The organism is Actinopolymorpha rutila (genome assembly GCF_013407855.1).
GTDB lineage: Bacteria > Actinomycetota > Actinomycetes > Propionibacteriales > Actinopolymorphaceae > Actinopolymorpha > Actinopolymorpha rutila.
This window is the reverse complement of sequence record NZ_JACBZH010000001.1, coordinates 3,025,913-3,048,541: the sequence shown is the minus strand read 5'-3', so window position 1 is coordinate 3,048,541 and position 22,629 is coordinate 3,025,913. Positions and strand designations below refer to the sequence as shown.

Annotated in this window: 23 protein-coding genes; 8 read left to right on the top strand and 15 right to left on the bottom strand. The window is 70.6% G+C overall.

The features are described 5' to 3' along the window. Positions 1–11 precede the first annotated feature (11 nt). Both F4554_RS13580 and wecB read right to left on the bottom strand, forming a co-directional pair. Positions 12–782, bottom strand: a complete 771-nt coding sequence (locus F4554_RS13580; protein ID WP_179787718.1) for a DUF2267 domain-containing protein — start codon at positions 780–782, stop codon at positions 12–14. A 149-nt stretch (positions 783–931) separates the two neighbouring features. Further along, the gene (gene wecB / locus F4554_RS13575; protein WP_202889278.1) at positions 932–2,164 is read right to left on the bottom strand and encodes a non-hydrolyzing UDP-N-acetylglucosamine 2-epimerase; all 1,233 of its coding nucleotides are present in this window, start codon (positions 2,162–2,164) and stop codon (positions 932–934) included. A gap of 212 nt (positions 2,165–2,376) precedes the next feature. Between wecB and F4554_RS13570 the strand changes: the two genes are divergently transcribed. Together F4554_RS13570 and F4554_RS13565 are read left to right on the top strand one after the other, a co-directional pair. After that, positions 2,377–3,531, top strand: coding sequence for a DegT/DnrJ/EryC1/StrS family aminotransferase (locus F4554_RS13570; protein WP_179787717.1), 1,155 nt, complete (start codon positions 2,377–2,379; stop codon positions 3,529–3,531). Between the two features lie 12 nt (positions 3,532–3,543). Beyond that, positions 3,544–4,152: a sugar transferase gene (locus F4554_RS13565; protein WP_179787716.1), complete on the top strand. Its 609-nt coding sequence runs from the start codon at positions 3,544–3,546 to the stop codon at positions 4,150–4,152. Here F4554_RS13565 and F4554_RS13560 read toward each other — a convergent pair. The 5 genes from F4554_RS13560 to F4554_RS13540 all read right to left on the bottom strand — a co-directional run bounded on the left by F4554_RS13560 (position 4,142) and on the right by F4554_RS13540 (position 10,232). Then, entirely contained in the window at positions 4,142–6,034 is a 1,893-nt protein-coding gene (locus tag F4554_RS13560) for a nucleoside-diphosphate sugar epimerase/dehydratase (protein ID WP_238341293.1), read from the bottom strand. The genes F4554_RS13565 and F4554_RS13560 overlap by 11 nt on opposite strands. A 152-nt stretch (positions 6,035–6,186) precedes the next feature. Then, the gene (locus tag F4554_RS13555) at positions 6,187–6,831 is read right to left on the bottom strand and encodes a GNAT family N-acetyltransferase (RefSeq protein ID WP_179787715.1); all 645 of its coding nucleotides are present in this window, start codon (positions 6,829–6,831) and stop codon (positions 6,187–6,189) included. After that, positions 6,828–7,940, bottom strand: coding sequence for a polysaccharide biosynthesis C-terminal domain-containing protein (locus tag F4554_RS33590; RefSeq protein ID WP_179787714.1), 1,113 nt, complete (start codon positions 7,938–7,940; stop codon positions 6,828–6,830). Before F4554_RS33590 ends, F4554_RS13555 begins: the two co-directional genes overlap by 4 nt. Next, complete coding sequence (locus F4554_RS13545) at positions 7,937–8,995, bottom strand: polysaccharide biosynthesis protein (RefSeq protein ID WP_238341292.1); 1,059 nt, start codon at positions 8,993–8,995, stop codon at positions 7,937–7,939. The genes F4554_RS33590 and F4554_RS13545 overlap by 4 nt, the downstream gene beginning before the upstream one ends. Beyond that, positions 8,982–10,232 (bottom strand): glycosyltransferase family 4 protein, encoded by a 1,251-nt coding sequence (locus F4554_RS13540; protein WP_179787713.1) that lies wholly within the window; start codon positions 10,230–10,232, stop codon positions 8,982–8,984. Before F4554_RS13540 ends, F4554_RS13545 begins: the two co-directional genes overlap by 14 nt. A gap of 283 nt (positions 10,233–10,515) precedes the next feature. Between F4554_RS13540 and F4554_RS13535 the strand changes: the two genes are divergently transcribed. From F4554_RS13535 to F4554_RS13520, 4 genes are all read left to right on the top strand, one after another. After that, the gene (locus F4554_RS13535; protein WP_179787712.1) at positions 10,516–11,988 is read left to right on the top strand and encodes a polysaccharide biosynthesis tyrosine autokinase; all 1,473 of its coding nucleotides are present in this window, start codon (positions 10,516–10,518) and stop codon (positions 11,986–11,988) included. A gap of 41 nt (positions 11,989–12,029) precedes the next feature. Continuing rightward, positions 12,030–12,821 carry a phosphotransferase family protein gene (locus F4554_RS13530; protein WP_179787711.1) on the top strand — a complete coding sequence of 264 codons (792 nt, stop codon included), beginning with the start codon at positions 12,030–12,032 and terminating at the stop codon, positions 12,819–12,821. Between the two features lie 72 nt (positions 12,822–12,893). Beyond that, a complete protein-coding gene (locus F4554_RS13525; protein ID WP_179787710.1) occupies positions 12,894–13,913 on the top strand; it encodes an SDR family oxidoreductase in 1,020 nt (339 codons plus the stop codon). Beyond that, positions 13,910–14,413 (top strand): hypothetical protein, encoded by a 504-nt coding sequence (locus F4554_RS13520; RefSeq protein ID WP_179787709.1) that lies wholly within the window; start codon positions 13,910–13,912, stop codon positions 14,411–14,413. Before F4554_RS13525 ends, F4554_RS13520 begins: the two co-directional genes overlap by 4 nt. Here F4554_RS13520 and F4554_RS13515 read toward each other — a convergent pair. Continuing rightward, positions 14,370–14,954 (bottom strand): MarR family winged helix-turn-helix transcriptional regulator, encoded by a 585-nt coding sequence (locus F4554_RS13515; protein WP_179787708.1) that lies wholly within the window; start codon positions 14,952–14,954, stop codon positions 14,370–14,372. The genes F4554_RS13520 and F4554_RS13515 overlap by 44 nt on opposite strands. Positions 14,955–14,999: 45 nt before the next feature. Here F4554_RS13515 and F4554_RS13510 point away from each other — a divergent pair, with 45 nt between their 5' ends. Together F4554_RS13510 and F4554_RS13505 are read left to right on the top strand one after the other, a co-directional pair. Then, on the top strand, positions 15,000–16,745 hold the full coding sequence (locus F4554_RS13510; protein ID WP_202889276.1) for a glycoside hydrolase family 15 protein: 1,746 nt from the start codon (positions 15,000–15,002) through the stop codon (positions 16,743–16,745). Positions 16,746–16,788: 43 nt separating this feature from the next. Continuing rightward, complete coding sequence (locus tag F4554_RS13505) at positions 16,789–17,214, top strand: YybH family protein (protein ID WP_238341291.1); 426 nt, start codon at positions 16,789–16,791, stop codon at positions 17,212–17,214. A gap of 39 nt (positions 17,215–17,253) precedes the next feature. On the opposite strand, the gene F4554_RS13500 is transcribed toward F4554_RS13505, so the two are convergent. The 7 genes from F4554_RS13500 to F4554_RS13470 all read right to left on the bottom strand — a co-directional run bounded on the left by F4554_RS13500 (position 17,254) and on the right by F4554_RS13470 (position 22,573). Continuing rightward, positions 17,254–18,453: an FUSC family protein gene (locus F4554_RS13500; RefSeq protein ID WP_179787706.1), complete on the bottom strand. Its 1,200-nt coding sequence runs from the start codon at positions 18,451–18,453 to the stop codon at positions 17,254–17,256. Positions 18,454–18,500: 47 nt separating this feature from the next. Next, positions 18,501–18,803 carry a hypothetical protein gene (locus tag F4554_RS13495; protein WP_179787705.1) on the bottom strand — a complete coding sequence of 101 codons (303 nt, stop codon included), beginning with the start codon at positions 18,801–18,803 and terminating at the stop codon, positions 18,501–18,503. Positions 18,804–18,881: 78 nt separating this feature from the next. Beyond that, positions 18,882–19,151 carry a ferredoxin gene (locus tag F4554_RS13490; protein WP_179787704.1) on the bottom strand — a complete coding sequence of 90 codons (270 nt, stop codon included), beginning with the start codon at positions 19,149–19,151 and terminating at the stop codon, positions 18,882–18,884. Further along, on the bottom strand, positions 19,148–20,587 hold the full coding sequence (locus F4554_RS13485) for an NADH-ubiquinone oxidoreductase-F iron-sulfur binding region domain-containing protein (protein ID WP_179787703.1): 1,440 nt from the start codon (positions 20,585–20,587) through the stop codon (positions 19,148–19,150). The genes F4554_RS13490 and F4554_RS13485 overlap by 4 nt, the downstream gene beginning before the upstream one ends. Further along, on the bottom strand, positions 20,584–21,210 hold the full coding sequence (locus F4554_RS13480) for a ferric reductase-like transmembrane domain-containing protein (protein ID WP_179787702.1): 627 nt from the start codon (positions 21,208–21,210) through the stop codon (positions 20,584–20,586). The genes F4554_RS13485 and F4554_RS13480 overlap by 4 nt, the downstream gene beginning before the upstream one ends. Beyond that, positions 21,207–22,223: an FAD:protein FMN transferase gene (locus tag F4554_RS13475; RefSeq protein WP_202889275.1), complete on the bottom strand. Its 1,017-nt coding sequence runs from the start codon at positions 22,221–22,223 to the stop codon at positions 21,207–21,209. Before F4554_RS13475 ends, F4554_RS13480 begins: the two co-directional genes overlap by 4 nt. Continuing rightward, entirely contained in the window at positions 22,220–22,573 is a 354-nt protein-coding gene (locus F4554_RS13470; RefSeq protein ID WP_179787701.1) for a hypothetical protein, read from the bottom strand. The genes F4554_RS13475 and F4554_RS13470 overlap by 4 nt, the downstream gene beginning before the upstream one ends. Positions 22,574–22,629: the final 56 nt, after the last annotated feature.

The following is a 22,629-nucleotide window of genomic DNA, read 5'->3' as shown; positions in this document are numbered from 1 at the left end:
GGGCAGGAACCTCAGGACGATGCTGCCCGCGCCCAGAGCACCGTGTGGTCCGGCGGCAGGTGCACGCCGCAGTCGAAGAACTCCTCGCCCACCGCCTCGCGTACGACCATGAACACCGCCCGGGCATGCTCCAGCGCCTGGTCGGGCGGAACGCCGTCGCGTTCGGCGATGTGGGCGAGGAGCTCGGCCAGCGACATCCGCCGGCCCGGGCCGGGGTTGTGGCGCAGACCCCGGCGCAGCGGCTCGTGCAACGCGACGGGAAGCCGGCCGACCAGGTGGTTGGCCTCTCCCACCGAGACGCGCTCGGCCAGCGTCTCGAGTACGGCGTCGATCGACCGGCGGGCGGCCTGCTCGTCCAGGCCGGTGCGTTCGGCCACCTTCGCCACCAGTTCCTGCGCCGGAACGACCGGCGGGCCGCCCGGCAGCACACAGGCGTAGTCCTTGGGCAGCTGGGCGACCAGGTTGGCGAACTCGCGATCTCCGAGCGCCTGCGCGAGGGCGGTGAACACCGCCTCGGCGTCGCGTTCGGCGGGTTCTGGGGTGGTTCCCTCCCGCTCGGCGACCCTGCGCAGGAAATCGTCCACGTCGAAGCGTTCGGGGGGAGCCTCGGTGGTCACCAGCGGGCCCAACTGCGGCGGCAACGCGCTCGCCAACTCGCGGGCCTTCTGTTGGGAGACACGCTCGGCCAGCGTCTGCAGGGTCGCCGTGGTGGCGCGTTCGGCGCCGTCCCGGCCGAGTCCACCCGTAGCGTCCACGACGGTGAGAAACCGCTCGTATTCCATCGGGACCCCCCGGCCTGTGGTGGCGGTGTCCTTCTCGACTCTACGCGCCCGGCCCGCAGATCATCAGCGCCGCGTTCCTCGCCACCAACCGGCGCGGCGTGCCTCGGCCCGACGACCGTGCGCACCGCGGCTTCCCGCCTGTCGACGCGCTATCGGAGATGGTCGGCGGCCCCGTCCCTGATGCCGGTGATCTCGTGGTACGCGTGGGTCGTCCCCAGGATGAAACGAACAGTCCGCTCCGAGCAGTCGTCCACGAGATACTCCGGGACGGCTGCGCTCGGCGCGGTGTTCTGCGAGCCCGACGTCACCAGTTCCACAGCGGCGAGCATCGTGCGGGAGTCGAGTCCGACCGTCACGACGGCGCCGGCGTCGAGCGCCTCCGGTCTTTCGACGGAGGTACGCAGGGTGACCGCGGGAAACCCCAGAATCGACGCCTCCTCGGAGATGGTTCCCGAGTCGGACACGACGCATCGCGCGGCCAGTTGCAGGCTGATGTAGTCGAAGAAGCCGAACGGCTCGCAGAAGTTCACCCGCTCCGGCGGCGACCAGTCGTCGAGCGCTTCCATGCGCTTCCTCGTCCGCGGATGGGTGGACACGACCACCGGCAGGCCCCAGGCATCGCGAAGGCCGGTGATGCAGTCGAGGAGTGCGCCCAAGCGCCGCGGGTCGTCCACGTTCTCCTCGCGGTGGGCACTCACCAGGAAGAACTCCCCGGCAGTCAGGCCGAGGCGGTCCAGCACTGTCGACGCCTCGACGCGCGGACGGTAGTGGTCGAGGACCTCCTTCATCGGGGAGCCGGTGAGGAGGACACGTCGGGGATGGATGCCCTCGCCGAGAAGATTGCGCCTCGCATGCTCGGTGTAGACCAGATTGAAGTCGGCGATGTGGTCGATGAGCCGACGGTTGGTCTCCTCCGGCACGTTCTCGTCGAAGCACCGGTTGCCGGCTTCCATGTGGAATACCGGAACACGCAGTCGCTTCGCTATCAGCGCCACGATCGAACTGTTGGTGTCACCGAGGACCAACAGGGCGTCGGGCCTCTCGGCCACGATAATCTCCTCGCCCTTGGCCAGCGTGTCACCGAGCATCCGGCCCAAAGTGGAGGTGTCGACTCCGAGATAGTGGTCCGGTCGTCGTAGCCGAAGCTCGTCGAAGAATATGTCCGACAATGTATAGGCGTAGTTCTGGCCGGTATGGACGAGCACGTGACCTAACGCGGAGTCCAGGCGAGGAATGACCCGGGAAAGTCGAATGATCTCCGGACGCGTTCCCACAACCGTCATGACCTTCACGCACAACTCCTCACCCGCCGCGCAGCCGGCGCTGGAAACGTGGGCGAATCCTGGTGCGCCCAACCGTACGTGCCCGAGTATTACGGACATCAGGGGCATTCTTGTCGGACCGTCGGCACGGCACCGCAGAGTGAGATTTTCATAACGTCCACGAGCCGGGTGCCCATCCAGACAGGAAACGGTGGAGTTGGGGGAACTCTCACCAGTCTCTGATTAGCCGTATTCCGGGAAGGGGAACGTACCGAACACAGGGAACCGTGACTTCTTCACCTATTCGCTCACAACGTTTCGTGGGGGCTGGCATGGCCGATCGCACTCTCCCCTTCGCGCTACCGGACATAAGCGAGGAGGAGATCCAGGCGGTCTCGGACGCGCTGCGGTCCGGTTGGTTGTCCAGCGGACCCCGCGTCGAGGAATTCGAGCGCCGGTTCGCCGCCCTCTTTGGTGGCGGTGTGCAGGCGGTCGCTCTGAACTCCGCCACCGCCGGTCTGCATCTGGCACTGGAGGCCCTCGGGATCGGTCCCGGCGCCGAGGTTCTTGTGCCCACGTGGACGTTCAGCGCGACCGCGGAGGTCGTCGTTCACCTGGGTGCCAGGGTCGTGTTCGTCGACAGCGACCCGGTGACCCTCAATCTCGATCTGGCCGACGCCGAGCGCAAGGTCACAGGAAACACGCGGGCCGTTCTCCCGGTCCACTTCGCGGGTAGGGCGATGTCACCGTCTCAGCTTCACGACTTCACCGCCCGGCATCACCTGCACGCCGTCGAGGATGCGGCGCATGCGTTTCCCAGTGCGAGCGAGGGCATACCCGTCGGCGGCGGGCACAGTGCGGCGACTGTCTTCAGCTTCTATGCCACGAAGACGATCACGACGGGAGAGGGCGGGATGCTGGTCACCCGAGACAGCGGCCTGGCGAACCGCGTCCGGATGACCAGGTTGCACGGCATCGACCGCAATGCTTTCGACAGGTACCGCAGCGACCGTCCCGCCTGGCGTTACAACATCGCGGCAGCGGGATACAAGTACAACCTCACCGACACTGCTGCTGCCATCGGGCTGGTCCAACTCGACCGGGCCGAGAAGATGCACCTGCGACGCGAGCGGATCGCCGAGCGTTATCGGGCCGCGTTCGCCGATCTCCCGCTCGATCTGCCGCTGGAGGCGCCGGTCGGTGACGTTCACTCGTGGCACCTGTTCGTCGTCCGGCTCTGGCCCGACGCCTCGCTGGGCCGGAACGAGTTCATCGCGGAGATGTCGCGCCGCGGGGTGTGCTGCAGCGTCCACTTCATTCCGTTGCACATGCACTCGTACTGGCGCGAGCGGTACGGACTGCGGGACGAGATGTTCCCGGTCGCCAGCAGCGAGTTCGACCGGGTGGTGAGCATCCCGTTGTACTCCGGGATGACCGACGAGGACGTCGACCGGGTGGTCGGGACGGTCCACGACGTCCTGCGGTGATCCGGAGCGAAGTTGCTCAAACGTACTTTGGACCTGAGCGTTGCGGCGACGATGCTCGTCGTAGCCTCTCCCTTGCTGCTCGTCCTCACCATCGCGGCCAGGCTGGACGGCGGGCAGGCGATGTTCCGCCAGGAGCGGGTCGGGAAAGGCGGGGAGCGGTTCCGCATCCACAAGTTCCGCACCATGCGGGAGGCGGACGGCGTTCGCCGGCCCGGTTCCGCCGGCCCGGCCGTGACCTCCGACACCGACGCGCGAATCACTCGCCTGGGCCGCGTCCTACGGGCCACCAAGCTGGACGAGCTTCCGCAGCTGCTCGACGTCCTCGCCGGTGACATGAGCCTGGTCGGGCCACGACCGGAAGTGCCGAAGTACGTCGAGTGCTGGCCGCCCGAAGCCCGCGAACGCATCCTGTCCGTGCGCCCCGGCATCACCGACCCGGCATCCATCGCCTACCGTCGAGAGTCCGCTGAGCTCGCCCTGGCGGCCGACCCCGAAAGCCACTATCTCGACGTCGTACTCCCCCGCAAGGTCGAGATGTACCTGGCATACGTCGAGAGCCGAAGCTTTGCCGGGGACCTCCGCATCCTCACCCAGACCGTGCGCGCGGTGCTCACCGGCTGACCGACGACGGCACGGAGCGCGTGCTCACGCCGGCACTCATCTTCTCGCAGGTCTCCCGCAGCGTCTCCATCACCGCCTCAGGACCACTCCACAGGTCGATGGCCTGGACGGTGGCCGGCTCCACCGCCGGCACCGCGATGTGTGAGACCAACGGATGAACGGGCCGGCGGTCGGGCTCGCCGGCGCCGAAGAGTTCCTCGTGCACCTTCTCGCCCTGACGGAGTCCGGTGTAGACGACCTCGATAGGTCGCCCGGACATCTCGATCAACCGTCTGGCGACGTCGTCGATGTGTACCGGAGCGCCCATGTCCAGGACGAGCGCCTCGCCCGCCTCACCGATCGCGGCCGCCTGGATGACCAGTTGCACGGCTTCCTGCACGGTCATGAAGTAGCGGGTGACCTCGGGGTCGGTCACCGTCACCGGGCCGCCGGCCGCTATCTGGGCAGTGAATGCGGTGAGGACCGATCCCCTGCTTCCCAGCACGTTGCCGAACCGGACGCTGAGGAACGTCTCGCCTGTGTCCAGGGCGGCGGCGGCGGTGAGCCCCTCGGCGATTCTTTTCGAGTAGCCCAGCACGCTGACCGGATTCGCGGCCTTGTCGGTCGAGATGTTGACGAAACGACGTACGCCGGCGGCCTTCGCCGCGTCGAGGACCGCGAGCGTCCCCCACACGTTGGTCTTGACCGCCTCGGCCGGATACTGCTCCAGCATGGGCAGGTGTTTGAGCGCCGCGGCGTGGAACACCACCTCGGGGCGCCGCTTCTCCAGGATGTCGAGGATCTGCTGGGTGTCCCTGATGTCGGCCAGAACGACGTCCGGGGTGTCCAGCATCGCCCTGCCCTGGATGGACAGTTGGACGGCGTGCAGGGCGGACTCGTCCCGGTCCAGCATGATCAGCTGCGCGGGAGCGAAGCGGTGGATCTGCCTGCACAGCTCCGCCCCGATCGAGCCGCCCGCCCCGGTGACGAGAACCCTCTGGCCGGTGAGGTAACCCGCCACCGCACCGACGTCGGTGTCGATCTGATGCCGGCCGAGCAGATCGCCCATCTCCAGGCTGCGCATGTCCGAGACCGCCACCTGGCCGTTGAGCAACTCGGCGACGCCGGGCAGAACCTTGAGGTCCAGGCCGAGGGCCGTCGCGCGACTCTCGACCGTACGCATCAACTGCGCACCGGCGCTGGGGATCGCCACCACCAGCTTGCGGCAGCCGGTCTGCGCGACCACGCCGGCAAGGTCGCCGAAGGTGCCCAGCACAGGTACCCCGCGCAGTCGTCGGAATCGCTTGTGCGGATCGTCGTCCAACAGGCCGACCGGTCGCCAGGTCCGCTTGGAGTCCCGCAGCATCGAGTCCACAAGCTGGCTGCCACCGTCCCCGGCACCGAAGATCAGAACGGGCGTGCTCCCGGTGTCAGCGTGGTTCCGTCCTCCGATCTCCCGGTACCGCCGCCATCCGGCACGCCACCAGGCCACCAGGGCAAAGGTCATGAAGGAGGCTGCGACCGGAACCGACCTCGGGACGAGCGGTTCGGAGGCTACCGCGTTGGCGATCACGATGACGATCCCGACGGATCCGGTCACCCCGCCGAGCAGCAGCATCTCCTCGAAGCTGCCCATCGTCGCGCGCCCCTGGTGCAGACGCACCACCCAGCCAAAAGCGGCCTCCAACATGGTCGCGGCCAGACCGAGCGTGATCACGCCGCCCCACGGAACGGGACCGTTTCCCTCCGCGACATCCATCCGAAGTGCGGCGAACGTCGCCATCGAAAGCAGCCAGGCAGCACCGTCCAGGCCGACGAGTACAACCGGCCGCCGGGCGAGAGTTCTCAGCTCACGCTTCACCCTGATCCCCCCGTATCCGGCCGCGTCATAGTGAGCTCCCATGGGACACGACCCTCCGTGGGCCAGTTAAGCCGAAGAACATGAGCCCGGCCGCCAGACGGGGCGATCTGAGAAAATCCCAATTCGGCGTCGGATCGCACGGCAGAAATCCGCGCACGCCTTTGTCGGCGAAACCGTACTCGGAAAGCCGTGTCTCAGCCGGAGGGCGCCGAGATCCCGTAGCAGTTCATCCGTCGTCCCCCAGAAACGCGATAACTACCGAGCAACTCCCAGCCGGCCCGCTGGTAGAAGCGGTTGACCCGATCGTTTCCGTCGGCGTCGGTGGACAGGTAGGCGTGGGTGCCGCCACGGGCCTGTACGGCGGACCACCAGGCCCCCAGCAGTTGGCGCCCGATGCCGGAGGCCTCCAGGTCGGGATCGACACAGATGGAGCTCAGTAGCGCACCCCGTACCAGGATCGGGAGCCCGCCGCGATACCTCAGCCCACGGAGCAGGCGCACCACAGCGGTCGGACGCCGGAGCACTGCCAACAGACTGGCCACCAGCAGGGGTCCCAGTTGCCTGCGCAGCATGCGACGGAAGAACTGATCGGGTACCACCGTCCCGACGACCACACCGACGACCGCGCCGGCGGCATCTCGCGCCACCATCGTCACCGCGGCAGGGTCCTCCACGAAACCGCGGTAGAACTCCCGGAGGAACCGCTCACCGAGACTGGTCAGGAAGAAGCGCGAGAAGGATCGAGCGTGCAGACGGGCGGCGGCGACCACATCGTCCGACCGCAGCGCGCCCACGTCCGGACAGGCCGTGTCACTCTCCCGGACGCCCGGGTAGCTCACCCCGGGCCCCCGAGTTCCGGCCGGACCTGCTCGGCGAAGGTGTCCGGGGCGAGCGGGTCGTGCAGCGTGTGTGTCCAGAAGAGCGTCACAAGTTCGTCGTCGCCGGTGTTGACGATGTTGTGGACCCACATCGTCGGCATGTCGACGATCGCGGGGGCGTCGGCGGACACCGCGAAGGAGATCACTTCGTCGTGGAAGAGCCGGCGGAGACTGATCAGCGCACGCCCACGCACGACGAGGAAGCGTTCGACCTTCTCCAGGTGGAAGTGTTCTCCCCTCGTCACCCCCGGCCTGGTCGTGGACACGAAGGTCTGCCCGGTGCCGCCGTGTGCCCGGACGCACTCCACCAGCCTTCCGCGCTCGTCATGATGGGACGCCGGCCGCATCGGATAGGCCCGGGGGAACATGGCCGCCCGGAGCGTGTTGAACAGGTCGACCTCGAGTTGCGTGGTCAGCGCCGGAAACTCACCGCCCCGGTACAGATGATGCATGTCGCGAAGGGCTTCCAACACCTCGCCGACGGAGGTGTACTCGCCTCGTGGGCGCACCATCTCCGGGTGCTCCGGGCCCAGCACGTCGATCAGCGCCGCCGCCGCCTGCTGGACGTGCAGCAACTCGACCTGCCGGTCCTGCACGGTCGGGTTCTGTTCGTCCACCACGGCATGTGCGAAGGTCGCGACGAAGGAGTTGTAGTTGGGCCGGCCGTGTTCGCCGAACAGGTTGGGCAGCACCACGTCGACGAAACGAGCACCGCAGGTCGTCGCGCTGTCCGCCAGCAGGATCCCGGCCTGGGCCTTCCCACGTCCGTACGGCGTGTCGGCCTCTGCATGGACGGAGTTGGCGAAGACGACGCACGACAACTGTCCGCTGTCGCGAACCGCCCGGCCGGCCATCTGCGCCAGCCGGACGTTGCCGTGCTCGACCTCGTGGTCCGTCCCGCGGTTGACCCCCGCCAGATGGATCAGGGCGTCGGCATCCTTCAGCTCGGCGTCCAGCCGGTCCCACTCCGCGCGGCCGATTGCCACGACAGTGTGGTCGGTGAACGCTCGCAGGCGCACCCGGAGATGCCAGCCGAGAAATCCGTGCCCTCCCGTGACAACGACCTTCACAGCGGCATCCGTTCCATCATCGACCTGATCTCCGGAATCGTCGCGAGCAGAGCCATCGCCTGGCCGACGTCGAGCTGGTCGGTGGAGTCGGACGAGTAGTCCTCCACCACCGCGGCCTCCGGGGCACCCTGGTCGAAGTACACCTCGTACTCCAGCGACCGCGTGTCCAACGGCACGCGGTAGTAGTCACCCTGGTCGGTGGCGCGCACCATCTCCTCCCTGCTGAGCAGGGTCTCGTGGAGCTTCTCCCCGTGTCGCGGTCCCACCACCTTGACCTCCGGTTCGCCGTAGCCCAGCAGCTTCGCCAGGGCGCGGGCGAGGGTCTCGACGGTGCAGGCGGAGGCCTTGCGTACGAAGAGATCACCGGGCTCGGCGTGGACGAACGCGTGCTCCACCAACTCCACCGACTCTGCCAGCGTCATCATGAAGCGGGTCATCGTCGGCTCGGTGATCGTCAACGGCCGGCCCGCCCGCAACTGCTCCACGAACATCGGGATGACCGAGCCGCGGGAGTACATCACGTTGCCGTACCTCGTCACCGAGACGACGGTCGCGGAGCCGGGGTTGTTTCTCGCGAATGCCTGCGCGGTCTTCTCCATCAGGGCCTTGGACATGCCCATCGCGTTGACCGGGTAAACCGCCTTGTCCGTACTGAGGCAGACCACCGACCGCACTCCGGCCGCGGCCGCGGCCTCGACGACGTTCCGACTGCCGAGAACGTTGGTGCTCACCGCCTGCTGTGGGAAGAACTCGCACGAGGGCACCTGCTTGAGGGCCGCGGCGTGGAAGATGTAGTCGGTGCCGGACACCGCTTCCCGTACGCTTCGCGGATCCCGGACGTCACCGAGGAAGAGCTTCAGCCGGTGGTCGGCGAAGCGCCGCCGCATGGCGTCCTGCTTGGCCTCGTCCCGGCTCAGAACATGCACGGCGTGAACGTTCCGCGACAGCAGCCGCTCGACCATCGTCGCCCCGAAGGAACCGGTCCCGCCGGTGATGCCGACGACGGCACCGTCCATGTCGGTGGCCGGTCTGGTTGCCGGGTCACCCGGAGACATGGGCCACCTCCGGCCGGGCGATCTCAGCCAGTGCACTCTCCACGCGGGCCACGCCTGTCTCCGCGGAGAACGTGCGGTGGTAGTAGTCGCGTCCGCGCTCGCCGAGGACTCGCAGGTTGTCCCGCCCCAGTGCGGTCGCGCGCCGGATCCCGTCCTGCACCCCCGCGGCGTGGGCGGCCCCGACCGGGATCCCGGCTCCGCTCTCACGTGCCACGGCGGCGACGTCGCCGTCCGCGGCGACCAGCATGGCCCTGCCCGCGGCCAGGATCGCCTGCACCTTGCTCGGCATGGTGTACGCGGCCATCGGCGAGGGGCGAAGACTCACATAGTGGATGTCACCGGTCGCCATCAGCGCGGGCATGCGGTCCTTCGGTACGCGACCGAGGAAGCGAACGTTGCCGGCTCCCACCTCCTGCGCGCGCCGGCGCAGCTCCGCGTCGGCCACCCCCGAACCCGCAACCAGGCAACGGAAGTTGGGATCGTCCACCTTCGCGCACGCGTCGACCAGCGACTCCAGCCCCTGTGTCCTGCCGAGCGTGCCCGCATAGACCAGCACGAGGTGGTTCTCGGCCAGACCGAGCTCGGCACGCAGGTTCTCCACCTGGGCGCGCGTGAACTGCTCCTCTGCCCACAGCGGAATGTAGGTGAGCTTGTCCGCGGGTACGCCTCTACTCCGCAGCAACTCCCCCACCCCTGGAGAGATGTGGGCGATCCTGCTCGCGGAGCGGTACATGTGCCCGCACCAGGAACCCAGGACGCCCTCGACGGCTCGGGCCCTCCCGTCGCCGACGAACCCGCTCGCGGCCACGCTGTCCGGCCACAGGTCGAGTACGTGCAGGAGGACAGGTATCCGGTAGCGATGCCGAATCCACCACATCGGCGCCGCCACCGTGATGGGCGAGTTGCCGACCCATACGGCGTCCATCCCACGAAGCCGCTCCACCCCCGACAACAGGGCCGAGGCGGCGAACGAGCCGTAGGTCAATGTGCGCTTGACTGCCGAGGAGTCGTGACTCGGATACAACGCCACCCGCCTGATATGGACATTCTCTAATGTTTCGTCGAGGCGCCGTCGAATTCTGTACCCCGCAGCGACGTGACCGTCCGGATAATGCGGGAAGCCAGTCAGCACCTGTACGTCGTGACCTCTGTCCGCAAGACCCCGCGCGAGCACCCCGGGCAGGCTCGCCGGCCCGGGTTCGGGATCGAACCACTGACTCAGAACACCGATTCTCATAGGCTCCTCGGTACGGCAGTGTACGCATCCGAACAAAGCCGACGGGCCTTCCGAAATTCGTGTCGCGCAGAGTCGGACGGCCGACAAGATCAAGAATTCGAGGTCGCCCGCGAAACAAGATCCGGTTCCCGAGTTATTTCGCGGATGTCCTCGAAATTAAGGGACGAAGATGCCACTATCGGTTCCGCACGTTCAACCTGCGGCCTCGGCATTCTTCGCCGTGCGCACGCTATCCGCCATGGCAACTGGACCTCGCCCCTGTCCGAGAACGAGATGAGGCTTCGTGGATCTTCGCGACTACTTCAAGGTGTTCGGACGCCGGTGGCGGCTGGTCCTGGCCTGTGCGCTCGTCGCCGTCGCCGCAGCGACCCTGGTCACTCTCGCCAGCCCGCTCAAGTACACCTCCACGGTCCGGCTGTTCGTGTCCACCTCACAGCCTGACCTCGCCTCCGCCTACCAGGGCGGCCTTTTCTCCGAGCAACGGGTCGCGTCGTACGCCGACCTGGTGACAGGTCCCGAACTCGCTCGGCGCGTGGTCGACAGGCTCGGCTTCGAACGCAGTCCGGCAGCCCTGCGCAAGCAGATCAGTGCCAGCGTGGTGCCGAACACGGTCATCCTCGCGATCAAGGTGACAGACCGGAATCCACAGACTGCCGGCCGGATCGCCCAGGCGTTGGCCGTCGAGTTCACCGGCTTCGTCAAGCGGCTGGAGTCCAGTTCCGCCAAGTCGGGAACGCCGATCAAGGTCACCTCTCTCGGACCGCCGATCACCCCCCGGGCACCGGTGAGCCCGCAACCGATCCGCAACGTCGCCGCCGGCGTTGCCGTCGGCCTCCTTCTCGGAGCCGGTGCGGCCGGGGTACGAGAGGCGCTCGACTCCACACTGCGCAAGCCTGAAGAAGTCGCGGAACTCGCCTCCGCACCAGTGCTGGGTTCGTTCAGCTACGACACGAAGGTGAGCAAGCGGCTGCTCACCGACTATCGGTCGCACGCCCCTCGGGTGGAGGCGTTTCGCGTACTGCGGACCAACCTGCAGTTCATCAACGTCGACCAGCGCAGCAAGGTCTTCGTCGTCACCAGTTCCCTGCCCGGCGAGGGCAAGACGACGACGGCGACCAACCTCGCCATCGCCCTCGCCCAGTCCGGACAGCGGGTAGTGCTCGTCGACGGCGACCTGCGCCGCCCCGGCGTCGCCGACAGTCTGGGCCTGGAAGCCAAGGTCGGGCTCACCAGCGCTCTGATCGGGCGGGTTGCCCTGGTCGACGCGATCCAGGACTGGGGTACGGACGGGCTGGCCGTCCTCGCAAGCGGGCCGATGCCGCCCGATCCGACGCAGCTGCTGCAGTCACGTGCGATGGCCGAAGTGCTGAACGACCTGCGACGGGCGTTCGACATCGTGCTGATCGACGCGCCACCGCTGCTTCCCGTGGCCGACGCGGCCATCCTGTCCGCCCAGGCGGAGGGCGCACTTCTGGTCGTACGGCACGGCAAGACCACCCGCGACCAGATTCGTGCCTGCGTCGAACGCCTGGGCTCGGTCCACGCGCACATCGCCGGCAGCGTCCTGAACATGTGCCCTCACCGCGGCCCGAACGGCGTCAGCTACAGCTACAGCTACGCCGGCCCGGCGGGCGACGACGTGCCGCGACCGGCGAAAGGCAAGGTGCTGCCGTCCGCATCGACCAGGGTCGCCGAGCCCGTCGGTAGCCGCCCCGCCGGAGACGGCGGAGCCGACGCCGCCAACGGTGTCGGCTGAGACCGCGGGCTGCCCGTTCGATGTCCACCACAGTGTCTTCGATGGCGTCCCCGACGGCTGCCGCCGGGGAGACGGTCACCCAGACCCACGACCTGTCGATCCTCGGAGGGGTGGTGCACAAGCGGTACCGCTCCTGGGACCGGGGCGAGCACCTGCGCGAGTGGTCGGCGTTGCGGCTGCTGCACGCGCACACCGTCGACCTGGCACCGGCCCCGCTGGCGGCCGACCTGGAGGCGAGCGTCCCCAGCCTGACGGTGGGCGAACTGCCCGGTCGTCCCCTCGGCGGCGCGCTCACCGGCCCCGAACTCGACGGCCTGGAAGCCGCGCTGCGCATTCTGTGGTCGGTGCCGGCCTCCTCCATGCCCCGCCGAAGGTTCGCACCGCGCGAGGCGCTGTCGGTGGCCCGGACGCGGTACGCGCGCGCCTCCCGGCCGGCCGGACCGCTCGGCCGGGCCGTCGACGCCGTACGCGAGTGGCTGGTCGACGTCCGGCTGCCCGGAGGTGCGGCGAAGGTGCTCGGCCACGGCGACCCGAACCTCGCCAACTACCTGTGGGACGGCACCCGGGTGCGGATCGTCGACTTCGAGGACGCGGGCCGGTCCGACGTGTCGTACGAACTCGCCTCGCTGGTCGAGCACCTGTCGGCGCAGAGAACCGACTGGGACGGGTTCTGGACCCGCTTCGACGTGGACCGGGACCGCTTCCTGGAGAGCCGGCGGCTGGCCGCGGCCCTGTGGTTGTACACCTTGCTGCCGGGCGGCCCCTCGGTACGCCGCAACCCGCCGGGGACGTCGGAGCGGCAGGCCGAGCGGGTGCTCTGGTTACTGGGCTGACCCGGGGGTAGGAGAGCCACCGGACACGCGATCATTTGCGTAAACGCAACGATTGCAGGTATAGAGGAACCCATGAGTCCTCAGGTAGTCGTGGTCACCGGTGCGAGCGCCGGAGTCGGACGCGCCACCGCCAAGGCGTTCGGTGCGCGCGGAGCGAAGGTGGCGCTGCTCGCGCGGGGCGAGACCGGGCTGGCCGGTGCCGCCCGAGAGGTACGCGAGGCCGGCGGGCAGGCGCTCCCGATCCCCGTCGACGTCGCCGACGCCGACCAGGTGGAGGCGGCCGCCGCCCGAGTCGAGGACGAGCTCGGCCCGATCGACGTGTGGGTCAACGTCGCGTTCACCTCGGTGTTCGCCCCGTTCCACCAGATCGGCGCGGAGGAGTTCCGGCGGGTCACCGAGGTCAGCTACCTCGGCTTCGTCTACGGCACGATGGCGGCGCTGCGGCGGATGCGCACCCGCGACGAGGGCACCATCGTCCAGGTCGGCTCCGCGCTGGCCTACCGGGGAATCCCGCTGCAGTCGGCGTACTGCGGCGCCAAGCACGCGATCCAGGGCTTCAACGAGTCGCTGCGCTGCGAGCTGCTGCACGACCGCAGCAACGTGCACGTGACGATGGTGCAGCTTCCGGCGGTCAACACCCCGCAGTTCACCTGGGTGCTGTCGCGGCTGCCGCGCCGGGCCCAGCCGGTCCCCCCGATCTATCAGCCGGAGGTCGCCGCGCGCGGTGTCGTGTACGCCGCGGACCACCCGCGCCGCCGCGAGTACTGGGTGGGCGGCAGCACGGTGGCCACGCTGATGGCCAACGCCGTGGTGCCCGGCATACTCGACCGCTACCTCGGGCGCACCGGCTTCGGCTCCCAGCAGACCGACCAGCCCCGCGACCCCGATCAGCCGGCCAACCTGTGGGAACCCGCCGACGGCGCCGACGGACAGGACTTCGGCGCGCACGGGCCCTTCGACCCGCGGGCGACCGGGCAGAGCGTGCAGCAGTGGGCGTCGCACCATCCCCGGCTGTCGGCGGCCGCGGCGGCCGCGGCGGCCGGCGGGCTCGCCGGGCTCGCTGCCCTGACGGCGAAGGTCGTCCGGCGGTGAGCGCGGTGAGCGTGGTGAGCACCGTCGGTGGCGTGTGTGCGAGGTCGGCGAAGAAGGCGGCGACGGCGCTGGGTGCGGAGACGGCGTTGAGCGCGGTCCGGTTCACGTACGGCACGGCGGAGGCGACGGTCCCCGACGTGGTGGCCCTGCGACTGGCCGGCCGCCGACTGGACCGGCACGAACGCCTCGCCGCGCGGGTGCTCGGGGTACGCCACATCGTCCAGGCCGGCGCCACCACGGCGCTGGCCTCCCCGACCTGTTACCGCCTCGGCGCGGGCGTCGACGCCCTGCACGCCCTCAGCATGGTGGGGCTGGCGGCGGTCGACCGCCGGCGCCGACGGCTCGCGCTGACCGAGACGGTGACCGCCTCGGCGATGGCGCTCGCCGGCCTGTACGCCGCGGGCCGGGCCGGCAAGGGCCGGTCGGCAAGCCAGGCAGGCGGCGCCGGCCAGGTGGTCAGCTCTCCCGCCAGCCCAGCATCGAGGTCTCCACGTCCGTGACCTCACCCGCCGCCGACGCGAACGCGTCCAGTGCACCGGCCAGTCGCCGGCGCTGTGCCTCCGGCATGCGCGCCACGACGTCCGCGACCGCGGCCCGCCGGTGCCGCATCATCTGGTCGACCAGCTGCCGGCCCTTCGGGGTGAGGGTGAGCGCGAGGTGCCGCCGGTCGTTCGGGTCCTCGCCGCGCCGAAGCAGTCTCGCCGCCACCAGCCGGTCGCAGATCCGGGTCGCGTTGGACGGGTGGACCTGGAGTTCGCGGGCGACGGCGCCCAGGTTGACCGGGCCGCGGGTGGCGATCATCACCAGCACCCGGAGTTGGCTGAGGGTCACCGTGTCCCCGACCTCGGCGACCGAGCGCGCCACCACCGCGACCCATACCCGCGCGGCCTGCAGCACGGAGTCGACCTGCCGGTCGCGTTCGTCGCGGTCGTCGCGTTCCTTCGGCTCGACCCGCTCGTCGGCCCCGACCTTCTCCTCGGCCACGCCGCGCTCCTCGGCTCCGACGTCGTGGTCACCGTGGCCGGCATCCCCTGAGCCCATCCGGCAAGTATCCGCGGAATAGTTGCGCCTATGCAAATGTCGCCCATGACGAACGACTTCCAACCGACCGTGCTCCGCGAGTACGCACTGATCGCCGACGGTGAGCGCGGTGCACTGTGCGGGCCTCGCGGTGAGCTCACCTGGCTGTGCGCGCCCGGCTGGGACGACGAGGCGGTCCTGTCCAGTCTGGTTGGTGGTGGCGGCGTCTACGCCGTCACCCCGACCGAACGCCATGTCTGGGGCGGCCACTACGAGCCGGGCTCGCTGGTCTGGCGCAACCGCTGGGTCACCACCGTCGGCATCGTGGAGTGCCGGGACGCGCTCGCCTTCCCCGGTGATCCGCACCGGGTCGTCGTCCTGCGCCGGGTGGAGTCGCCGGAGGGCACTGCCCGGGTCCGGGTCGTGCTCGACCTGCGCGCCCACTTCGGCCAGGAGCCCATGCGCGACGTACGCCGTACGATCGACGGCCGGTGGACGGCTCGGACCGGACCGCTGTGGATCCGCTGGACGGGGGCCCCAGCCGCCCGGCCGGACGAGGACGGACGGCTGGAGCTGGAGCTCACGGTGCCCGGCGGTGACCACCGCGACCTGATCCTCGAGGTCAGCGACCGTGAGCTTCCCGAGCCGGTCGACCCGGACCAGGCGTGGGCGCGTACCGAGGAGGAGTGGCGCGCGGCGGTGCCCGCGTTCACGAACTCGGTGGCGCCACGCGACACCCGCCACGCGTACGCCATCCTGCGCGGGCTGACCGCCGGGTCCGGCGCCATGGTCGCGGCCGCCACGCTCGGACTGCCCGAGCGGGCGGAGGCCGGCCGCAACTACGACTACCGCTACGCGTGGATCCGCGACCAGTGCTACGCCGGGATCGCGGTCGGCGTCGACGGCCCGCACCCGCTGCTCGACGACGCGGTGAAGGTGACCACCGCGCGCCTGCTCGAACACGGCGACCGGCTCGCGCCCGGCTACCGGACCGACGGCTCGGCCATCCCGCGAGAGCGGAAGCTCCACCTTCCCGGCTATCCCGGCGGCGCGGACGTCGTGGGCAACTGGGTGAACGGCCAGTTCCAGCTCGACGCCTTCGGCGAGATCCTCCAGCTGCTGACCGTCGCGGCTCACCACGACCGGCTCGACGACGACGCACGGCGCGCGATGCACCTCGCCGTGGACGTGATCGAACGTCGCTGGGACCGGCCGGACGCGGGGATCTGGGAGCTGCGCGACGACTGGTGGGCGCACTCCCGGCTCGCCTGCGTCGCCGGGCTGCGGGCTGCCGCCGGTGCCGTCACCCGCGGTGAGGCGGGCCGGCTGACCGAGCTCGCCGACACCATCCTGCGGGAGACCTCGAAGCGCTGTACGAGACCGGACCAGGCGTGGCGGCGCAGCCCGGGTCACGACGGCACCGACGCGGCCCTGCTGCTGCCCCCGGTGCGGGGTGCGCTCCCCCACGACGACCCGCGGGTACGCGCGACGATCGCCGCCGTGGAGAACGAGCTCACCCAGGACGGCTACGCCTACCGGTTCGCGCCCGAAGGCGACGTACCGCTCGGGGAGAACGAGGGCGCGTTCCTGCTCTGCGGCTTCGAGCTGGCGCTGGCCTACTGGCACCAGGGGCAGGTCGACCGGGCCGGGCGGTGGTTCGAGCGCAACCGCGCGGCGTGCGGGCCGCCGGGGCTGTTCGCCGAGGAGTACGACGTACGCCAACGGCAGCTGCGCGGGAACCTCCCGCAGGCGTTCGTCCACGCGATGTTCCTGGAGACGTCCCTGCGGCTGGCCGGTGATCCCGCCCGGTGAGATCCCGGCTGCCGGCGGCGCGCGCGTCGGCCATGATGTCCGGATGCACGTCCGGATGCACGGCCTGATGCGCCACGACGACGCCCGAGCGTTCGCCGACCGGTGGGTCCGTGCCTGGAACGCCCACGACCTCGACACGCTCCTGGAGCACTTCGCCGACGACGTGGTGTTCACCTCGCCGGTCGCGGCGCGGCTGCTCGGCGGCGACGGGGTCATCCGGGGCAAGGAGGCCCTGCGGGCGTACTGGACCGAGGGCCTGGCCCGCATCCCCGACCTGCGCTTCGAGGTGCTCGGCGTCTACGTCGGTGTCGGCACCCTCGTCATCAACTACCGAAACCAGGTGGGCGGAGTCGTCAACGAGGTGTTGACGTTCGGCGGAGACGACCCCGATGGCGGGGCTCTCGTCACCCACGGGCACGGCACCTACCTCGACGACAGCGACAACCAGGCCGGGCTGCGCGTCGACTGACCCCTACGTGTCGACTGACCCCTACGTGTCGACCGACCCCTACGCGTCGACTCTGGTGGGCTCGGCCTCCAGCCGCCCCGAAGCCGACGGGCAGACCTCGTCCGCCGCCGGCAGGCCGACGAGCAGCCGCTTGACCTCCAGCAGGAACATGCCGAGCGCCGACGGGTCCGCCGCGGCGCGGGCGTCGAGGTCGGCCTGGAGCTCCGCACTCAGCGAGCCCGCGGCGCCGATGGCCTCGGCGTAGCCGCCCCGGTCCTCGTCGGTGCAGCGCCCGGCCACGTGATCGGAGTAGGTGCGGCAGGCCTGGGCCAGCCGGTCGCACAGGTCGGCGTACGGCCCAGCGCTCTCGGGGTCGGGCAACTCGCTCCGGTACGCCTCGTCGGTCCCCTCCAGCAGGACCCGCACCAGGCCGTTCACCGAACCGACCAGCCGGCTCACCACCCCGGTGACGTCCTCCGGATCGGGCCCCGCCGACTCCCGGCGTACGGGCTCGAACCGGACGTTCCACCGCCGGCTCTCCGAACTCCATCCGCTGAGGTCGCGGGTCCGGTCGGCCATCCGGGTCAGCTCGCCGCCGCGTTCGTCCCACCGGAGAACGGCGTCGCGGTCGACGCCGGACCGCAGTCCGTCGGCGATCGAGGCGAGGAGCTCACCCGTCTCCCAGCTCACCGCGTGCGCGGCGTCCAGGCCGCGGCGATGGTAGACGGGCGGCAGGATCACGGCGTTGACGGCCACTCCGATGGCGGCCCCGATCGCGGCCTCGCGCAGCCGGTCGACCACCGCGCCAAAGGACACGGCGCCGTACACCAGGACGAACAACGCGGTCGTGGCGCTGTAGACGCCCTGGTCACCGACCCGCGACCACAGGGTCAGCGCCAGCGTCGCCGGGAGGACGATGCACATGGCCACCAACGTGTTGCCGACGAGGACGTGGACGGCGGTGGCCAGGACGGTGCCGATCGTCATCGCACCGAGCTGCCACAGCCCGTCGCGAACGGAGCGGTAGACGGTCGTCTGTACGGTGACGATCGCCACCCAGGGCGCGATGACCGCGAGCGGTGAGTCCAGCCACCAGCCCGCGACCAGCCACGCGAGGATGCCGGCGAGAGCTGCCTTGGCCGACTGGGCGAGCATCGTGGAGCGGTGCCCGCGCACGGCCGGGCGGGCCGCCGGGATCCGGGCTCGCACCAGGTCGATCCCCGATCGGACCGGCTCCAGGGCACTTCGCAGACCGATCATTCACCTCCGGGGTCTCGGGGAGGTTGGTACGACAGTGCTGGACAGACCTAGGTCTTCCGGGCGTCCTCGATGCGCCGGAGGATCCGCCGGGCGGCTGCCTCCTCCTCGTCGGTCTCAGCAGGCGGCGTCTCGCCGGACCCGCTGCCTGCCCGCCGGATCTCCGCGCGTTCGAGTACGAGCTTCGCCTCGCGCTCCAGCAGTTCGGTGATCTCTCCTCCCGGGCCGCCCGGCCAGTACTCCGTCGGCTCGGGCGCGCCCTTGGCCAGCGGCTCCCCCTCGGTGGGAAAGAACTCCTCCCGGCGGGTCCTGACCTCCGCGAGCTCGGCGGAGACCTCTTCCTCGGTGCGCAACGGGTCCTCCTCGCGGTCGGGGTCCACTTGATCGCAAAGCTCGGGTGTTCTACCCCGGTTGGCACTACCTGACACGCATCAGACGGGTGGCGGCTCGACCGGGCTGACGGCGAGCCGCTCGAGCCGCAGCGCCAGGGTCGGGCACGCGGCCGCGGCCCGCCGGGCATGGCGTACCTCCTGCGCGGTGAGCCGCCGCCCGTCCACGATCGGGTAACCCCACTCGTCCAGCGTGACGGCCTCGGGCAGGAGTTCGGCGCACAGCCCGTGCGCCTCGCAGGCGATCGGGTCGACCCGCAGTGCCACCGTGTTCCCGCCGACGGCGCGGGCGAGCTCCCGCCTGGCGCTCATCGAGGTCCTCCCACCAGGTGGCGTGGGGCCGCCGGCACCGGCAGGACGGGCGCGTGCCCCACTCCCCGGCAGGGGCGACCGGCCGCGTGCCGCTCCACGTCCGCGGCGAACGCCCGCAGCGCACTGCGCGCGAACCCCACCGCACCATCGGGGTGCCGGCACGCGCCGCGGCCGGGTATCACCTCCAGTCGCCGGTGCAGCCGGTCGAGCAGGTCCCGGTCGGCTCGTCCGGCGGCCAGCGCCTCCAGGTCGGCCGCCACCGCGGGCAAACCGAAGACGCAGGGTCCGCACTGCCCCGCCGACTCCTCCGCGAGGTACCGCACGACCCGGGCGGTCTCGGCCAGCCCGCACGAGTGCCCGGACAACGCGACCACCACGCCGGCACCCAGCCGCGTGGCGTGCGGCCCGGCCGGGTCGTGGCCCAGCGGCACGCCGGCGTCGCGGGGCAGCGGCACCCAGCCGCCGAAGTATCCGCCGACCAGCGCCGCCACGACCGCATCACCTGTGCCGGCCACGTCGCCGGTGCCTCCACTGCTGCCCAGGCCTCCACTGCTGCCGATGCCGCCCACACCGATCGGCTCGCCCGGTACAGCACCGGCCGTGGCCAGCACCGACCCGAGCGGCGTGCCCAGCACGATCTCGTACACCCCCGGCCGGCGGACCGCTCCACCGACAGTGACGAGGGTCGTGCCCGGGTCGGTGGGCGTGCCGACCGACCTGAACCACTCCGCTCCGTGGCGCACGACCAGCGCCAGGTGCGCCAGGGTCTCCACGTTGTCGACCAGCGTCGGCCGGCCGTCTACCCCCCGCTCGGCCGGCCGTATCGGCGTGCTCGTCGGCCGGGCGTCGCCGGTGTCGAGGAAGTGGACCAGCGCCGACTCCTCGCTGGCGACGTACCTCGGTGGTACGCCGACCACGTGCCAGCGCACCGGGTCGTCCCGGCGCTGGGCGACGGCGGTGCGCAGCCCGGCCTCGGTCGCGGTGTGCCGGTGTACGCAGACGAACACCTCGTCCGCGCCCACGCCGGCGGCGGCGTAGGCGGCTCCGTCGAGGACCAGGTGCGGTGAGTACGCCAGCAGTGTGCGGTCCTTGCCGCTGGCGGGTTCTCCTTCGCAGCCGTTCACCACGACGACCGGCCGCCGCCATCGCCCGGGCCGGCGTCCCTCGGCGGCCACGGCCGACAGCTTGCGCCCGGTGGGAAAGCCGGCACCGCCGCGGCCGCGCAGCCCGGATCGGCGTACGACGTCCAGAACGTGGCCGGGCTCGGGCCGCAGCGGGCCGCCGTGCCGGTTCAGGTGGTCGGCGAGCGACACCGTGCCGGCGGCGCCTGCCCAGCCCGAGGTCAGCCGCGGCAGGGAGGGCGGAGGCTCCGAGGTGCTCGCGGTGCCGTCCGGTGGCTGGCCGGTCTGCCCCGTCGCAGTGGTGCTCGTGGTCATGGTCGTACCTCACGTGGTGTGGGAACGGCGCGCACCCGCGACACCGGAACGCCTGCCGTCACGGAAGAAGTGGAGGTGTGCGCGGGTGCCGGCTGGGCCCTGGGTGCGGCCAGCCAACGGACGACCGCGGCGGTGAGGACCGCGACGAGACACCCGAGCGCGAGAACCAGCGGCCAGCCGGCGCGGCTGTCGGTGCCGACACCGAGCCCGTGCACCTCGGCGAGCGGCCAGCAGGCGTAGGCCGCCCAGTGCACCCCACGCCACAGCCGGTACGGGATGCGCGGCCGGAGCAGGCTGGTGGCGATGAGCAGCAACATCAGGTCCAGGGCCAGCGTGCCGAGGGCGGTCCAGAACGTGTGGTAGCCGGCAATGCCGGGCACGACCGCGTCGGCCCAGCTCAGTGGGACGTACCCGTCGATGATCGTGCTCGCGACGTGCACCGCCACCAGGCCGACCGACAGCAGGGAGACGTTGCGGTGCAGGCCGGCCACGACGAACCGCTGCCGGCGCCGCTCACCCACCCGCAGGGGGCCGAGGATGCCGAGGACGAACCTCATGGTCAGCAGCGGAAGCGCCACCAGTCCGGTCGCCCGGCTGACGAACCACAGCACGTTGACGTTCATGCTCCTACCTCCGATCGGCGCGCCGCGGGCCAGCCGGCGGTGAGGAGAATTCGCCCCTCGCGCCCGACCAGCCGGGCGGGCAGCCGATGCGTGGCCAGCCAGCCGGGTGCGCCGGCGCCGCGGACCACCGCTGCCGTACTCGCGGTGTTGGCGTCCAGGCAGGACGCCGCGGCCACCGTGACGGTCCGCCAGAACGGCGGCGCCACGTCGCCGGTACGCGGGTCGACGATGTGGTGCAGTGTGCGGTGCCCGCGCCGCCAGGTCCGCCGGGTGACGCCGGAGGTCGCCAGCCCGCCGGAGACGAGGGTGATCGCCTGTTCGCCGAACGGACTTCCGGCCGTGGCGTGGTCGTCGCCGACCATGACCAGCCAGCCGCCTTCCGGTGCGGGTCCGGCCAGCGCGATGTCACCGCCGAGGCTGACCAGCGCGCCACACCGGTCGGTGGCGACCGAACGGGCGGCGTGGTCGGCTGCCCACGCCTTGGCGGTGGCGCCCACGTCCAGCCGGACACCGGGCGGCACCAGCACCCGCCCGCGTGCCACGTCCAGTCGTACGCGCCACCAACCGGGCGCGGGTGTGGGCTGCTGCGGCAGCTCCGGGCCGTCGGCGGGCACGGCGGCGAAGTCGCGGTCGTAGCCGAGATCTTCGACGGCACGGCCCACGGTGGGATCGACCAGCCCGCCGCTGATCCTGGCCGCCCGTAGTGCCGCCGCGAGGACGTCGGTGAGGATCGGGCTCACCGGCGTCCACCGGCCGGCCGAACGCTCGACCGCGCGGATCTCCGAGTCCGGACGGAACCTGCTGCAGGCCTGGTCGAGGGCGTTCAGTTCCGAACGCAGCACCTCCCCCGCCGCCGTCAGCCGGAGCGGGTCGGTGACCAGGAGGGTCGCGGTCGTGCCCAGCGCGGCGAACTCCAGCCGCCCCGCCGCGCCTTGTCCCGCCGCGCCTTGTCCCGCCGTGCCTTGTCCCGCCGTGCCTTGTCCCGCCGTGCCTTGCCCTCGGCCTCCGGTCACGACACACCGGACCGTACGCCGGGCTGCTGGCCGGAGCCCTGGTCCGTTCCCTGGCTCCAGCCCTGGCCCGAGCCTTGGTCGGAACCCTGGCCGGAGTCCTGCTGCGGCGCCTGCGGGGCCGTGTCCGGAGCCTGCACCGAGTCGTCACCGGTGGACCCACTGGTCGAGCCGTCCGTCGAGGAGTTGGTGTTCGTCGTACCGCCCGTTTCGGCGGCGGAGTTGTTCGCAAGCGCCACCCCGACTCCGGCCGCCAGAGCGGTCGCGCCGACGCCCACCCACAGGGTGAGCGCCCTGATCCGCCCCAGACCTCGGTCCCGGGCCGTCGGGGCGCCCCCGCCCGGTGATCTCATCTGATCCATCGCATCCGCCCGAAAGCTCGTCCGGTCGCTTCTGGTGCGGCCGGTTG